The sequence below is a fragment of the Vagococcus lutrae genome (assembly GCF_023299185.1).
GTDB lineage: Bacteria > Bacillota > Bacilli > Lactobacillales > Vagococcaceae > Vagococcus_A > Vagococcus_A lutrae.
Window position 1 is genome coordinate 719,062 of record NZ_CP097017.1, and the last position, 15,186, is coordinate 734,247.

General features: G+C 34.0%; 14 protein-coding genes. 2 read left to right on the forward strand and 12 right to left on the reverse strand.

Annotation, left to right across the window (positions count from 1 at the left end):
* Positions 1 to 2 precede the first annotated feature (2 nt).
* The 4 genes from feoB to M2919_RS03415 all read right to left on the reverse strand — a co-directional run bounded on the left by feoB (position 3) and on the right by M2919_RS03415 (position 4,990).
* On the reverse strand, positions 3 to 2,150 hold the full coding sequence (gene feoB / locus M2919_RS03400) for a ferrous iron transport protein B (RefSeq protein ID WP_248849260.1): 2,148 nt from the start codon (positions 2,148 to 2,150) through the stop codon (positions 3 to 5).
* Between the two features lie 3 nt (positions 2,151 to 2,153).
* On the reverse strand, positions 2,154 to 2,624 hold the full coding sequence (locus tag M2919_RS03405; RefSeq protein ID WP_248849261.1) for a FeoA family protein: 471 nt from the start codon (positions 2,622 to 2,624) through the stop codon (positions 2,154 to 2,156).
* Between the two features lie 168 nt (positions 2,625 to 2,792).
* Complete coding sequence (locus tag M2919_RS03410) at positions 2,793 to 4,070, reverse strand: PTS sugar transporter subunit IIC (RefSeq protein ID WP_376715799.1); 1,278 nt, start codon at positions 4,068 to 4,070, stop codon at positions 2,793 to 2,795.
* A 20-nt stretch (positions 4,071 to 4,090) separates the two neighbouring features.
* Positions 4,091 to 4,990, reverse strand: coding sequence for a DUF7916 family protein (locus M2919_RS03415; protein ID WP_248849262.1), 900 nt, complete (start codon positions 4,988 to 4,990; stop codon positions 4,091 to 4,093).
* Between the two features lie 208 nt (positions 4,991 to 5,198).
* On the opposite strand from M2919_RS03415, the gene M2919_RS03420 reads away from it, so the two are divergent.
* On the forward strand, positions 5,199 to 6,377 hold the full coding sequence (locus M2919_RS03420; protein WP_248849264.1) for an ROK family transcriptional regulator: 1,179 nt from the start codon (positions 5,199 to 5,201) through the stop codon (positions 6,375 to 6,377).
* Between the two features lie 91 nt (positions 6,378 to 6,468).
* On the opposite strand, the gene M2919_RS03425 is transcribed toward M2919_RS03420, so the two are convergent.
* The 7 genes from M2919_RS03425 to M2919_RS03455 all read right to left on the reverse strand — a co-directional run bounded on the left by M2919_RS03425 (position 6,469) and on the right by M2919_RS03455 (position 11,726).
* On the reverse strand, positions 6,469 to 7,110 hold the full coding sequence (locus tag M2919_RS03425; RefSeq protein ID WP_248849265.1) for a hypothetical protein: 642 nt from the start codon (positions 7,108 to 7,110) through the stop codon (positions 6,469 to 6,471).
* A gap of 399 nt (positions 7,111 to 7,509) precedes the next feature.
* Complete coding sequence (locus M2919_RS03430) at positions 7,510 to 8,586, reverse strand: YecA family protein (protein ID WP_248849473.1); 1,077 nt, start codon at positions 8,584 to 8,586, stop codon at positions 7,510 to 7,512.
* Between the two features lies 1 nt (position 8,587).
* Positions 8,588 to 9,193 carry a hypothetical protein gene (locus tag M2919_RS03435; protein WP_248849267.1) on the reverse strand — a complete coding sequence of 202 codons (606 nt, stop codon included), beginning with the start codon at positions 9,191 to 9,193 and terminating at the stop codon, positions 8,588 to 8,590.
* Positions 9,194 to 9,358: 165 nt separating this feature from the next.
* The gene (locus tag M2919_RS03440) at positions 9,359 to 9,937 is read right to left on the reverse strand and encodes a hypothetical protein (protein ID WP_248849269.1); all 579 of its coding nucleotides are present in this window, start codon (positions 9,935 to 9,937) and stop codon (positions 9,359 to 9,361) included.
* Between the two features lie 24 nt (positions 9,938 to 9,961).
* Entirely contained in the window at positions 9,962 to 10,930 is a 969-nt protein-coding gene (locus tag M2919_RS03445; RefSeq protein ID WP_248849271.1) for a Kiwa anti-phage protein KwaB-like domain-containing protein, read from the reverse strand.
* A gap of 176 nt (positions 10,931 to 11,106) precedes the next feature.
* Positions 11,107 to 11,391, reverse strand: a complete 285-nt coding sequence (locus M2919_RS03450) for a YjcQ family protein (protein ID WP_248849273.1) — start codon at positions 11,389 to 11,391, stop codon at positions 11,107 to 11,109.
* Between the two features lie 71 nt (positions 11,392 to 11,462).
* Positions 11,463 to 11,726: a hypothetical protein gene (locus M2919_RS03455; RefSeq protein ID WP_248849275.1), complete on the reverse strand. Its 264-nt coding sequence runs from the start codon at positions 11,724 to 11,726 to the stop codon at positions 11,463 to 11,465.
* Between the two features lie 812 nt (positions 11,727 to 12,538).
* Here M2919_RS03455 and M2919_RS03460 point away from each other — a divergent pair.
* Positions 12,539 to 13,681 (forward strand): site-specific integrase, encoded by a 1,143-nt coding sequence (locus M2919_RS03460; RefSeq protein ID WP_248849277.1) that lies wholly within the window; start codon positions 12,539 to 12,541, stop codon positions 13,679 to 13,681.
* A 97-nt stretch (positions 13,682 to 13,778) separates the two neighbouring features.
* Here the strand turns inward: M2919_RS03460 and sufB are convergent, their stop codons facing one another.
* On the reverse strand, positions 13,779 to 15,179 hold the full coding sequence (sufB, locus tag M2919_RS03465) for a Fe-S cluster assembly protein SufB (protein ID WP_023606136.1): 1,401 nt from the start codon (positions 15,177 to 15,179) through the stop codon (positions 13,779 to 13,781).
* Positions 15,180 to 15,186: the final 7 nt, after the last annotated feature.

A 15,186-nucleotide genomic window follows, 5' to 3' on the forward strand; every position in this document is an offset into this window, starting at 1 on the left:
CCTTACAATACTTGAATCCCTTCGATTACTTTAGTTTTAGACACTGTTGGCTTTCTCACTAATAAATACCCAACAATCATCACGACTAAAACAGCTAAAAATGTTTCTATATTAAACGACGCCTCCTCAATCATCACATGACCAAACTGATACACCACAAAACTTACTAAATATGCTAATCCCGTTTGATATCCAATAGCGAATGTCGTCCATCGCCAATCATTCATCTCACGACGAATAGCTCCTATTGCCGCAAAGCAAGGCGCACAAAGTAGATTAAATAACAAAAATGAATAACCTGCAATCGGAGTAATCTGATTACTTAACAACGGCCAATATTCTTTCCCTGTTTCAGAAACATTGTTGATTTGACCAAATAACACGCCAAATGTCCCTACAACATTCTCCTTTGCAATCAATCCTGTTATCGTTGCCACAGTCGCTTCCCAACTTCCCCATCCTAATGGTTTAAAAACAGGCGCGATACTACGTCCCATAGTAGCTAATAAACTATTACTTGTTTCAACCATTTGTCCTTGATAGTCAAATGAAGATAAAAACCAAATAATGACCGAGCTAGCAAAAATCACTGTTCCAGCCTTTTTCACGAAAGATTTTGACCGCTCCCATGTTTGTCTCACGCTATTTTGAACGCGTGGCCAATGGTAATCAGGTAACTCCATAATAAAAGGTGCTGTATCCCCTTGAAATAATCGTGTTTTCTTCAAGATAATTCCCGACAATACGATAGCAGCCATGCCAACAAAATAAGCTGACGGAGCGACCCACGTTTGATGTGGGAAAAAAGCACCTGTAATTAGACCGATGATCGGTAACTTTGCAGAACACGGCATAAAAGTCGTTGTCATAATCGTCATTTTTCGGTCACGTTCATTTTCAATCGTTCGACAAGCCATAATCCCTGGTACTCCACAACCTGTTGAAACAAGCATCGGAATAAAGGACTTACCCGAAAGACCAAAACGACGAAAAAAGCGGTCCATCACAAAAGCAATGCGTGACATATAACCACAGTCTTCTAAAAATGATAAGCATAAAAATAATACCATTAACTGCGGTAAGAATCCTAACACAGCACCAACTCCAGCAATAATTCCCTCTAATATAAGCGCTTGTAGCCAAGGAGCAATCTTCCACACTGTTAATATATGCTCAATTGTCTGAGGAACCCAGTTTCCAAAGAAAACATCATTTACCCAATCCGTCCCAAACGTTCCCACTGTTTGAATAGACAAATAATAAACTAACCACATAACCCCTGCAAAAATTGGAAAAGCGAGCCAACGATTAGTAACAACACGATCTACGTAATCACTGACTGAAAATTGATTGGAATTTTTCTGCACGCTACATAACGCGACGACCGTATTAATAAAGGCATAACGCTCGTTAATGATAATACTCTCACTGTCTTCTTTGAATATTTTCTCCGTTATTGTAATGATTTCTTCAAGTTCTACTCTCGTACTTTCAGATAAATTTATTTGTTTTAATACCTGTTGGTCACGTTCAAAAAACTTAATACTGTACCATCTTTTTTGTGATGACGGTATCGTCTCTGGAAGTATTGACGCTATTTCTTCCAAAGCAACTTCCAAACGCTTATCATATAATGGATAACTTGGTGCTTGGTTGCCATTCTTTAAGAGTTGCTCAAGATTATGAAGACTTTCGCTCACCCCTTTGTTTTTAATAACGCTCATTTTAATCACCGGCACACCTAAAGCATAAGCTAGTTTATCTGTATGAATTATGCTTCCTTGTTTCTCCAACACATCCATCATATTCAATGCAACTATCATGGGAATACCAAGTTCTAGTAACTGTGTCGTTAAATAAAGATGTCGTTCTAAATTACTGGCATCGATAATATTTAACAAAGCATCTGGCCGTTGCTCTATTAAATAATCTCGCGCCACGACCTCTTCTGGTGTATAAGGTGATAGAGAATAAATACCAGGCAAATCTTGGACGAGTAAATCAGAGTGTTGTTTGATTTGTCCTTCCTTTTTTTCTACCGTAACCCCTGGCCAGTTACCTACTGATTGATTAGCGCCTGTCAAAGCGTTAAACAAACTTGTCTTCCCACTATTAGGATTCCCAACTAGCGCCATCGTCTTTTTCTTCATATCCTACACCTCTTTTACGATAATTAACGCCGCCTCTGCCTTGCGTAAACTTAAATCATAACCACGAAGGTTTATTTCAATCGGATCTCCTAAAGGGGCAAAACTTTTTATTTTTAGGGCTGTGCCTTTTGTCATACCCATATCCATTAATCGACGTTTAACTGCGCCTTCAACCGAAAATTCAACAACTTGAACTATTTTTCCTATCTCAATATCTGATAGTTTTTTCAGGTGACCTGTCTCTTCTATATCTGCTTCACAGACCCGAATATCTGCTGCCAAATCTTGATCCAAGCCAATTTTTGTCCCTTTAAACGACAGGATAAGCGGTTGTGTCACATCATTTTTTAAAACAATCACCGGTGTTCCAACTCTCAGACCTAAATGACGTAAGTGCCGTTGATAGTGACGTGCCCCTTCAAATGAAACAAACTCATACACGTGATTAAGACGACACTCTGTAAGCTTTATCATACATACTCCTTTACAAATTTAATCTTTCACATGATTAATGATATTGATAATCATTCTCAACATCTATATCTTACACCGTCAGTAATCAGTCGTCAATCATAAATTGTGATAAAACAAACAAAAAAACCTTTCGCAGAACGAAAGGTTTTCAGTGTCTTCGTCTAAAAACTAATGACCTAATTCTTCTTGTTTAAAACGTTTTTCAACAGCTAAAAAGAACGGTAAGTAAAGCAACACATCTAATACAATTAATACGATTTGTAAAAGAGAACCACGCACGCTTCCAGTTGTTAGGAATCCACTAATAATTGGTGGCATCGTCCAAGTCGCAACTGTTCGTGTTAAAGGAACAAGACCTGTTGACATCGCAAAGTAAGCAACTACAACATTCACAATAGGTGCGACAATAAAAGGTAATAATAACATAACATTAAGAACGACCGGTAAACCAAACATCGTAGGTTCATTAATATTAAAAAGACCAGGCACAACGGTAATAGGCGCTAACACTTTTGTTTGTTGACTTGTTTTCTTTTTACGTGCTAGATAACCTAGTACAAGCACTAGACCAATCGTTGCACCACCGCCACCAATATAGATAAAGTTGTCCATAAAAGCAACTGTAAAGATATGTGGTAATTCTAGCCCTGCTTGATAAGCTTCACGGTTTGCATCTAAATTAGCAATCCATACTGGCTGCATAACAGAGTTAACGACATTCCCACCATGTATTCCCACAAACCAGAATAAACTATTCAAGGCTACAACAATAATCGTTCCAAAGACATTACTTCCTAACAACCCTAATGGTTTCCCTAAAACAACCTGTGCAACATCATGTAAATTCGGTAAAGAAAAGGCATCAAGCAGACCAAAAACGATCAACCAAAATGTGATTAACACGGCACCTGGAATAATCGCACTGAAACTTTTTGAAACAGCTGACGGAACAGTTTCTGGGAGTTTGATTCGAATATCACGGTTAATAAACCATTGATAAACATATCCATTTATCAATCCTAAAATAATAGCAATAAACAATCCTTTAGCTGCCATATAACCAGTCGGCATACCCGCCCCTGCATCAGATGTCACAAACGGGGTCACCGTAATAAAAGTAGACAATGACACAATCCCAGAAGAGATACCGTCAACTCCGTATTGATTGGTTAGACTATAAGCAATACCGAAACTGGCAATTAGTCCGATCAAACCAAAGCTACTATCGACACCCTTCCATAAATATCCAGCTACCCCAACTTTACCTAACCAATCTTCCCAACCAGGTACAGGAAAACTTGCAATCACCATAAACAGTGACCCAATAATGATGAGAGGCATTGCAAGAGTTATCCCATCACGGATGGCAATAAGTGCTTTATTCGCACTTAGCTTACTCGCTACTGGCAACATCTTTTCTTCTAAAAACTGATTAATTCTATCCATTTTATACTCCTCCTTTTTTATTAACGATTAATAGATCGAGCCATCATCGATGCTGTGTGTCGCATACCACGAATCGCCTTACTCATAGCAAAAATATTTTCAACAGGTGCTAGGCCAGCATAACCAGCGTCACCGATATGTTGAATATCTGCACCACAAATTTTATTTTCAATAGCAATATGTTCTAACGTCGACGGATTTGCGCTTTCTTGACTCGTTCCGATCGCGGTTAACACTAATGTATTTTTTTCATGAGCACGACGAATAATAGGCTTTAAATCCTCTTTATCAAAACCAGGTACCGTTCCTACAGCCGGCACTAAAATAATATCCGCTCCTGCTTCAATAAATGCATCCACTGTTGCTTCATCGATAATCTTCTCACTCGCACCTGCACCATGCATTTTTCCCGCAATAATCAAACCTGAAAAATGTTCCCGTGCCACTTCAACCGTTTTGATGATTTCTTTATTACTGACACCAGTACCTGGATTACCTGTGAAACAGACAAAATCGACTTTTAATTCTTCAATTTGTTTTATCGTTGTTAAACTCGCTTTACGCCCCTCAGCAATTTCTAAGCGACTTTCTATCATGGCAGCTTCTTCATCAACTGGCTCCAAGTTTACACCTACCGGGCGTCCTACTAGCTTATGCAGAGTTTCGACGAACGTTCCCTCTTCTTTAGGAAGTCCTCCAATTTCAGGTTGCATGACATCAATACCATTTAATAAAATCATATCCGCCCCAAAAGCACGTGCTAATTCCGCATTTGTAATATCATCCACAAAAGGCTCACGAAATACCACACTTTCTGACATAATCACACGGCCCTCACTTGCCAAAATGCTTTGCTTTAATTCCTCACGTGACATATTGAGAATTTCTGAAGCATTCGCACTAATTAATCGTTTCCCCATAATACCCCTCCTATTTAATTATAAAAAATAAATATAAATAATATATAAGCGTTATCATTTCTTTATTTATTTCTTTTTTATTATCATTAAGGCTATGATAAATAATTTTTTGTTATTTGTCAACTAATAAATAACAAAATATTCTATTTTTTATTTATAAAAAATAATCAATATGCTATACTTGAATAACTAGAGATGGAGGGATTATATGAAACTTACAAAAATCCAAAAAGAAAGACGCTTGAAAGTCCTAGAGGTTCTCTATAATAAATCACCTATTTCACGGATTGACATCGCAAAAGAAACAGGCATCACCCCTGCTACGATTAGTGACATTACCGGACAATTAATAGAAGAAAAACTGATTCATGAATTAGGAGAAGAAAGTGACTCCAATAAATCAGGACGAAAAAAAATCTTACTCACTATTTCCAATCAGCACAGTTTTTATATGGGCATCGAACTTTCTGAAAAATTCTTTTCTTTTGCTCTTTGCGACAATAACGGACATTTACAAGAACAAAAAGTGATTGAGCCAACGCGTCTTGAGAAAAATAGTTTAAATGATATCTTTTATCAACATTTTCAAGACTTTTTGAAACAATGCTCTCCTTATCAACCAGTTGCACTTGGTATCGCACTTCCAGGACATTTCCAAGCAGAACTTAAAAAAATACAGACAAATAATCCTTTTTGGAAAGATTTTAGTTTTGATAAGGTATTCGAACTGTTTAACAAACCTATTTATTTTAGTAATAACGTTGAATGTCTAGCAATTTCAGAACGTCTATTTAATCCGCAAGTGAAGCTAGAAAACTTTTCAATCTTACATGTTGGACGCGGTATGTTTTGTTCCAGTATTTATAACGGAAAACTATATGGGAATGAAAATATTCTTGTCGGAGAAGTCGGACATATCGTGGTACATCCAGACGGGGAACTCTGTGAATGTGGAAAACGTGGTTGCTTGCAAACCTATGCAAGTGAGGCATGGATTATCAAAAAGTCGGAAATTCTATATAACAATTCAGAAACTACTTACTTAAGACAACTATGTCCCATCAACGAAAAGCTATCAGTTGATACCATTTTAAACGCTTATCAACTAGGTGATGAGGGCGTCATTAATATTTTACATAACGCTATCAAATACTTAGCCATTACGATTAATAATATTGCTATGATGATTGATACCCATCATATTATTATTCATGGACAACTATTCGATGAACCACAATTGTTTACTCTTTTAAAAGAACAGGTAGAAAAAAATATTATCCTACTTTCTTCTGTTTCTAAACAAAAATTATCACTCAAACCTTATCATCCGACTAACGGAGCCATTGCTGCGTGTGGCTTATGCGTCGAACAAACACTATTGAGATAGAATAAAAAAAGACTGTTGAAAATAAAACTTCAACAGTCTTTTGTCGTGCTAAAAGCAACTGATAAAAAGATGTATGTTTGTTACGTCGTCTTTATAGCAAGTTTTTTAATTCTTCATAACCAGTTCTGGTATCATGCTCGGAATCTGCTTCTATTGTTTCGATTATATTTTTATGATATAAATCTGGATTTGCAGCATATTGGTCGTATAAATCAGTTTTCTTCACAGGTTGCTGATTTATTCCTTCGACCATTTGATATTCATCATGCGTCACTCTTACTATCCCTTCTATAGGGGTTACTGTCTCTTCATCATAGTGAAACAAATAGATAGGATGCCCTACGCCGGCCCCTGAATGAACATTAATATAAATTTCATCTTCATAAACTTGATAAAAATCGTAGAACATCGTCCTTTCAAAATCAGGTATTTCTACTGGAATAGCACGATCGTCAACAATCGTAGCGATTAATTTTATTTTTATATCAAGTGGTAAGGCATTATACGCGTTTAATCGTTCATCTACTTTTTCGACTGTTTCTTCTTGGGCTATACTTTCGCTTGATTCTATCACTAATGTATCTTTCGTAGATGAAACTGTTTCTTCATTTGTATCTGTCGTTTCAGAAACGCTGACTTGAGTAGTTTTCGGTTGTACATCAGTATGTTTGCTACAACCAGTCATCGCTAAGACACTTACGCCAATTACTAGCCATGAGTTTATTTTATTCATATTCATACTCCTTGTGTTATAAAAGTTAACTTTACTATATCAGATAAACTACTCACGGGCCATTAATATTCTTATATATCCTAGAGAATCCTGGTAAAAATTAACTTTTTTTCATTTTTCATCTATATAATTTAAAGAACTGATGAATCTAAATATAATTCATCAGTCCTATTTGACAAAGAGCCTATTTTACTAACCAACTGACCCTTCCATTTAAAGTAAAAGGCATCACTCAATCTTATTACACGTTTTAAATAGTGATATATCAATGTTCTTAAATTAATAAATATCATTGATGTTCAAATCAGCATATTTTCATCAAGGTCAAAATCAAGGTCAAAAATCGGATGTGTGAGATGTAAGTTTATATAAATTGAGAGATGAGAAATCATCTCTTTTTTAATATTGTTTAAATAAATCGAATAGCGGATCACTTAAATCATAATTAGCTGGTGGTCCATCCATTTCTAAAAATGCGTCGAAAAGAGCCCCTCCTTGAGAAGCAAATTGAATATTCCTTTTATCATCATCAGTAAGGGAATTAAATAACTTCGGACTAAGAACTACTTCATCAGATTGTTTAACAAAAATATTATTTAAATAGATTTTTCTTTCAAAATCTGTTAATACATTCAATTTATTTATTAATGGATTTAAAACATTTTCAAACTCTTTTAACCATGAAATAATACAATATGTTCTTCCATTTTCCGGAAATATTGTATAAAAAAAGTGCCCAATTTTCAAATTTAAATTAGATAAATCTTGAAGTTTTCTACCTTCAAAATCAGTTGTCGGACTATCAAAGGCAATGCCTGTAAATAATACTTCATAATCCCATTCCCAAATTATTGAACCAACTTTTGAAGAATAGTCTTCGCTGATTAGACAGGTATCTAAAATAGATTTATCGTATAAAAAATCCTTAATTGAATGCTCAACACCTAGGTAGTACTCATGCTTTTTACTACTCATAACTTCACCATACTGGTCCGTCTCTTGTTTAGCATGAAGATGACTACATAAACATCTATACATATACTTAAAACATTGTTCTTCTGTTTTTCTAAAATCTTTATCTTCAATATCAGCAAATAACATTTTATCATGGAATTGGCAAAATCCTGTAAAAGTTGTGACTTCACCCCTACCCCATTTTACAAATACTTCAAAAGGATTCTTTTTAGGTTTTAAAGAATACAATTGACCATCTACTGCCAATTTTTTTAATATTTTGTTATTCTGTATTGCGTGTGCTTTTATTATTTTAGTTACACATTCTTCACTATTAGGATGTAAACATTGTTTTATTCTTTTTTGTTTATATGCTTTGTTCATTAGTTCTTTAATACTATCAAAATCACTTTTAGTATAACTAGCCTGCTTAATTAGATAACAACATTTTTTGTACTTTTTCCCACTACCGCAATAACAAGGATCATTGCGACCTATTTTATTTTCTACTTTATATTTCATATCATTCAAACCCTTGCTCCTTCAACCATTGAGATTGTATTTCTCCTGATGTTGGCTGTCTACCATGCTCAGCTTCAAAACTTGCAGCAAACTCATCTCTTTTCCTTACGCTTTCGTTAGCCTCTTCATCGGTAATATTAGCAACATGATCGCGTAACGCCTGTTCATCAATATACGGAACTCCATTGGCATACTCATAAGCTTCAGCATGAGACATCCCCATACCTACTCCCTCATGATATTTACCATTCACTTCTTGTTCTAAATTCTTATATTTAGATTGTTCAGTGCCGTTATTAGCTTCTTGAGCTGCTAATATTTGTTTTTCTTCTTTCTTTTTAGCTACTTCTTTCTTCTTTGCTTCTAGTTCTTTTTTAGTATCTTCTAATTCCTTATTGATTTTTTCGATATCTAAATCTTTTTTCTTCAGTTCTTCTTTTAATTTTTTATTATCTGAATCAAGCGTTTTTATCCTGTCTAAAATTTCTTTGTTTTCCTTTTTTATTTCTTCCATACCATTATTAGTATCAACTACTTTATAAATACCAAAAGCTCCAAACACTACTAAAACAATTGACAACCCTATAAAGCTTTTTTTCCAATTCATTAAATATCACTCCTTATCATTATGATACCTTCTAAGTGCAAAAAAATACACCCTAGAAATAGGATGTATTCAATCACGGATTCAAAAATCTCATTACCACGGGTGATATATATAGATAGTTGTACAAACAAATTAACATCAACACATTGATAACAAATTACTTTTTTATTTTCTAATTTTCTTATAAATAGATATATTATCAGTCATCTCATAAATATAAACTTGATTCCCGTTTGCTCTTGCAGAATTCAATTCAGATATCTTCATACGACTAATTACTAATTGATCGCTAGGTGTTAAATAATATCTAAACCCCAAAAGAGATAATAACGGATTTAAATAAAGGAGGTCATTTGATATATATAGAATTCCTATAATACAAAATAATATCAGATTTAATAGTAATGATTTATTATCGTTACTATCAATAGATAGCATAGGCACAATATAAGTCATGATATAACTAATAATACTGTCTCCTGAATTTTCAATTCCATCAATAATCTTAACACTCCTAGTACTTTTTGAAAAAATTACCTTTATCATTATATATACTGAAAGTAATATACAGATAAAAATAAAAATAAAAAACCATGTCTCTGATACATTCAAAGAATGACAAAGGCCATCTTTTTTTATATTTTTAATACTTTCTTTTAATTTGTCATATTCTTTTATTATCAGTAAAAAATAAAGTGGAGCATAAGAAGATATGTACATTAATAACTTTTCTGTAATTTTCATTTACTCCCACCTACTCTAAGTTCTTTATAAAGATTTATCTATTCTTTTCTTGTTACCCACAATAGATTTATAAGCGGCATCCGCAATCAAAGTTATAAACTGTTGCCTTAATTTTTCATCATACTCTAATTGCTTACCATCAAACTTTATTCCTTTAAAATGTTCTGAAAACTCTTTGTCTTTCAAAACTTTATTAACATTTTTTATATTACCAAAAAAAGCACTTACTCTTGTAGGATCATTATTTAGTTTAGTTAACCTTCTAGCAATACGAGGATCATCAGAAGCTGTAATTTCAAGCTTATCAATATTTTTAATTGCGTTATGCGCCTTAATCGATTCTAAAACAAGCTTAGATTGCTTTATAAACTCAGTATCCATATCGCAACATTTCTCAAAAATTCTAATATTTTTTATCAAAATTTGATCATCACTCAAAATCATCGACATGTTTTTATTAAAACCTATATGATCTTTCTTTTCTACTTTCTTTAATCTATCATCGCTCAAATTACCTAATATTTTAGTTTTAGATAGTCTAGACAAACTACTTAGTTCACCTATATAAGCAAACCATTGATCATTTGAAAGTTTTACTTTAAAACCATAAGCAAAAAAATCTTCAGTACTATACCCTTTCATTGTTGTCTGATATTCTTCTTTTTCTATTAAATCCCAAAATATTTTAGTTCCATCAAATTTGTCTTTCTCTACTATCACGAAATTATTTCCTTGATGCTGCATCACTACATCGTATTCCTCCTGAATTTTATCTCGATTACTTTTCATTTGAAATGCATTCGTAAAAAAGGTTATTAAATCAGAGGGAATACCTTTATCTATTTGTGGTCGATAAAGCAATATATTATTACCATTATCACTTTCTTTAATAAAAAACAACTCCACTGATGCTTCTATAGGTTTTTCTTTATCTTTTACCATAGCTATTGTTTTATCATAAATATCATTAATATCCATTTGCTTATTTGTCACACTTATCTCCTCCAAATAATTATATTAGCTTACCTTCTATTAAAACAAAAAAGACATAAGATAACAATGGTATCTTACATCTCAGCTAATATAATCTCAAAGGACTATATTGTCATTATATGAGAACTGACGTTCCCTGTAAAATGATAGGTAGAGATGTTTATATCTTTAATAAACTACAATTTAATCCAATCTCTTACTTCTTTAGCTATTTTATAGCCCTTGTTTAACGTAGAATTTTCTTCTAAATAATTTTCTCCTTTTTCGGTTATTTTTGAAAAACTCATACTATAAACTATGTCACTTGCATACATTGGTTTTGTAATATAGCCTTCACGACTGAGGAAAGTAACATTTTCAAAGAACTCATCTTCTGTCACACCAAAAATGTCAGCGGTTATATTATTCTCTTTAGCATCCATTTTTTTAAGAATTGCATATCTTAATTTCTTCTTATCCATAACTAACAAAACTCCTTTTATTTAAAATTATACACAATAAAACACACCCTGTTAATAGTGTGTAGAATAAATCATATTAATTCATCAATCTTTGCACTTGTTTGCCAATCTATACACTTTTTTCTATCATAAAACTTACGTTTACCTATGTGACCGCATGGCATACCTAGTTTTTCGTATGAAAGTACAGTATCTGTACTGACTGTTAAAAATTTAACAATCTGAATCATATTTAATGGCCTTTCAATATGATTTAACACCACTATTTTATCAATGTGCTCCTCAAGTTTCTTGTATAGTCTTTCGATTATTTCATCTTCATTAACAAACTTCATCTCTAATATCTAGATCATTCCTTTTAATCAATCATAACAAAATATTATTAGGCCAGCACAAAACTGTGCTCACCTTAAAGTTAAGGGCAGCCGAATTCTCGACCGATTGATTTTACATTGTAAAAAGCAATAATTTTACTTTGTAAAATAAAAAATGGTTCCATATACTCGTTTCAACCTTAACATTTCTTAACATTTTAGGCTTACATCTTTAGTATATAGGCATGAACGTTAGCATTTGTTAGCATATAAGAAGTTTAATCTCAGCATTTCTAAGCCTATAGGTAGCTTAACCTTATCATTTCTTAGCATGATAACGTAGTAATCCAGAACATTTGATAACAAAACAGTCTCTATAAGCAATTAAAAGTCATGTTTAGTCAAGTTCTCAAAACTTATATAAGATTTGAAGTGAGGTTTTGTGAGGTTGTTTACCTTGCCAAAACCTTACCTATAGATTTAAAAGTTAATATTGGTTAACACTTTTCCGTCAATTTACTTTGATTAACCTAGCCACAACCTATCGGATTACATGAAAAATTTCAAGAGAAATTTTTAAATCATTTAAATATTACTTTTAAAGCCGATTTTACTAATAAATTAGAGAATGAACTCGCAAGATGTGTAAGATACTTAGTAAGAAAAGAAGAGTTTGACTTCGGAAAAAAAGAGTTATTAGTAAAAATAGATATGGAATTTTTCGAAGGAGATATAACTGTTAAATTATAGTAAGCTGACATATCTTTCTTAATCAAAGTAGACAATCTCCTTACATCTCACACGTCCAAGAGAATACAGGAGGATGAACAACCATGGCACAATTTAAACAATACGAACTAAAGAACGGATCTAAGAAGTGGCTTTTTAAAACCTATCTAGGCATTGATGAGGTTACAGGAAAGCAGCTAACAACTACAAGGCGTGGCTTTGATACGCTAAAAGAGGCAAAACTAGAGGAAAAAAGGTTACAACATGAGGTTATTGAGAATGGGTTTAATCGTAAAAAGGTGATTACATTCCAAGAGTTATACGATACCTGGTTAGAACAATATCGCTTATCGGTTAAGCCATCTAGCGTGGCCATAGCTCAAAGATATGCTAAAAATCAGATACTGCCTGTCTTTGCTAAGATTAAACTAGACAAGTTGACTGTTTCTTTCTGTCAAAAAGTCGTAAATAGCTGGCACAAGGAATATAAACAATATTCATATCTGAGAAAACAAACATCTCAAATATTAAAGTATGGTGTATCTATTGAGGTTATAAAAGATAATCCAATGGCTAAGACTACACTTCCACGTAAAAAAGAAGAGGATAAAAAGATTAATTTTTATTCAAAGGAGGAACTCAATGAGTTTCTAGACTTCACACAAGGTATAGCAAACTATAAGATTTTTACTTTCTTTAGGATTTTAGGCTACACAGGAATGAGAAAAAGTGAGGTTTTAAGTCTTCGATGGAATGACGTAGACTTTGATAACCAAACACTTAATATCGGTAAAACGTTGGCTATTGATGAGTTTAATAAGGTAATTATCCAAGAACCTAAAACGACTGCATCAGTCAGACAAATTTATATTGATCAAGAAACAATAAATATCCTCAAAAGATGGCGAACTACCCAAAGGCAATATTACTTTGCTAGAGGTATTAATATTAGAGATGATAAACAATTCATGTTTACAGATACTAAGAACCATTTATACTATCCTCAAATAGCTAACGACTGGTTAAAATGGCTTTATCGTAAAAATAAGGATTTAAAAGTTATCACGCCTCATGGTTTTAGGCACACCCATTGTAGTTTACTTTTCGAGAGTGGTGTGAACATCCAAGAAGTCCAGGAACGACTTGGACATAAAGATATAAAAACTACAATGAACATTTATACCCACGTAACAGAAAAAGCAATTAAAAAGACTGGTGATGTCTTTGCTCAATTTATGGAAAATTGACCCCGTCAAGGTCAAATTCAAGGTCACTCTTGACTTAACACAAAATAAAAAGGCTAGAAACGTCTATACAACAACGTTTCTAGCCTACCTATAAATACTAACCAACAGACCCTTCCATCTCATAAGAAATCAAACGGTTCAATTCTACTGCGTATTCCATTGGTAGCTCTTTTGTAAAGGGCTCAACAAATCCCATGACAATCATCTCAGTAGCTTCTTCTTCTGACAGACCACGGCTCATCAAGTAGTAGAGCTGTTCTTCTGAGATTTTAGACACTTTCGCTTCGTGTTCTAACGCCACTTGGCTATTGTGAATTTCATTAAATGGAATCGTATCGCTCTTCGATAAATTATCCATAATAATCGTGTCACACTCGATATGAGAAATCGAGCCTTTACTCTTCTTGCCAAAAGTCACTTGACCACGATAGTTGACTTCTCCGCCACCTTTTGCGATTGATTTTGAGACAATCGAGCTTGAAGTATTGGGTGCGTTATGAATCATTTTTGCCCCAGTATCTTGAATTTGTCCTTTATTCGCAAAGGCAACAGTTAGCATTGTCCCACGTGCGCCTTCTCCTTCAAGATAGACACTTGGATACTTCATCGTCGTTTTCGCTCCTAAGTTACCGTCTACCCATTCGACTGTTGCGCCTTGTTCAGCACGCGCACGCTTAGTGACTAAGTTATACACGTTATCTGACCAGTTTTGAATAGTTGTGTAGCGACAATAGGCATCTTTTAACGTAAAGATTTCAACAATCGCAGCATGCAAGCTACTTGTTGAATAAGTTGGTGCCGTACAACCTTCAACATAATGCACGCTTGCACCTTCATCGACAATAATCAACGTTCGTTCAAACTGTCCCATATTTTCATCATTAATACGGAAGTACGTTTGTAGTGGAACGTCACATCTGACGCCTTTTGGCACATAGATGAACGTTCCGCCTGACCAAACAGCTGAGTTAAGAGCAGCTAGTTTATTATCCGTTGGTGGAACTAATTTTGAAAAATACTGTTTAAACAAATCTGGATACTCTTTCAATGCCGAGTCCGTGTCTGTAAAGACAATTCCTAGCTTTTCAAACTCTTCCTTCATATTATGATAAACGACTTCTGACTCATACTGAGCCGAAGCTCCGGCTAGATATTTTTGCTCTGCTTCTGGAATACCTAAACGTTCAAATGTTTCTTTGATTTTTTCAGGTACGTCCTCCCAGTCACGAGCTGGTTCATTACTTGATTTTTTATAGTAAGTGAGGTTTTCAAAATCAATATCAGATAAATCCGGTCCCCACTCTTGCATATGCATTTTGTTAAAGGTTGCCAGTGACTTCAAACGAAAATCTAACATCCATTCTGGCTCTTCTTTGACGCGTGAAATTTCGCGTACGATATCTTCCGTCAGTCCTTTTCCAGTACTATAAACAGACTCAACATCGTCACGGAAACCATACTGATAATCACCCACTACTGGAATTTCTGTTTCACTCATCTTGGTT

Excerpts from the sequence above, each read along its gene's own strand:
- M2919_RS03455 (WP_248849275.1), bottom strand. The coding sequence starts at position 11,726 with ATGAAGTTTGTTAATGAAGATGAAATAATCGAAAGACTATACAAGAAA.
- feoB (WP_248849260.1), bottom strand. The coding sequence starts at position 2,150 with ATGAAGAAAAAGACGATGGCGCTAGTTGGGAATCCTAATAGTGGGAAG.
- M2919_RS03440 (WP_248849269.1), bottom strand. The coding sequence starts at position 9,937 with ATGAAAATTACAGAAAAGTTATTAATGTACATATCTTCTTATGCTCCA.
- M2919_RS03435 (WP_248849267.1), bottom strand. The coding sequence starts at position 9,193 with ATGAATTGGAAAAAAAGCTTTATAGGGTTGTCAATTGTTTTAGTAGTG.
- M2919_RS03420 (WP_248849264.1), top strand. The coding sequence starts at position 5,199 with ATGAAACTTACAAAAATCCAAAAAGAAAGACGCTTGAAAGTCCTAGAG.
- M2919_RS03405 (WP_248849261.1), bottom strand. The coding sequence starts at position 2,624 with ATGATAAAGCTTACAGAGTGTCGTCTTAATCACGTGTATGAGTTTGTT.
- M2919_RS03460 (WP_248849277.1), top strand. The coding sequence starts at position 12,539 with ATGGCACAATTTAAACAATACGAACTAAAGAACGGATCTAAGAAGTGG.
- M2919_RS03410 (WP_376715799.1), bottom strand. The coding sequence starts at position 4,070 with ATGGATAGAATTAATCAGTTTTTAGAAGAAAAGATGTTGCCAGTAGCG.
- sufB (WP_023606136.1), bottom strand. The coding sequence starts at position 15,179 with ATGAGTGAAACAGAAATTCCAGTAGTGGGTGATTATCAGTATGGTTTC.
- M2919_RS03415 (WP_248849262.1), bottom strand. The coding sequence starts at position 4,990 with ATGGGGAAACGATTAATTAGTGCGAATGCTTCAGAAATTCTCAATATG.
- M2919_RS03425 (WP_248849265.1), bottom strand. The coding sequence starts at position 7,110 with ATGAATAAAATAAACTCATGGCTAGTAATTGGCGTAAGTGTCTTAGCG.
- M2919_RS03450 (WP_248849273.1), bottom strand. The coding sequence starts at position 11,391 with ATGGATAAGAAGAAATTAAGATATGCAATTCTTAAAAAAATGGATGCT.
- M2919_RS03430 (WP_248849473.1), bottom strand. The coding sequence starts at position 8,586 with ATGAAATATAAAGTAGAAAATAAAATAGGTCGCAATGATCCTTGTTAT.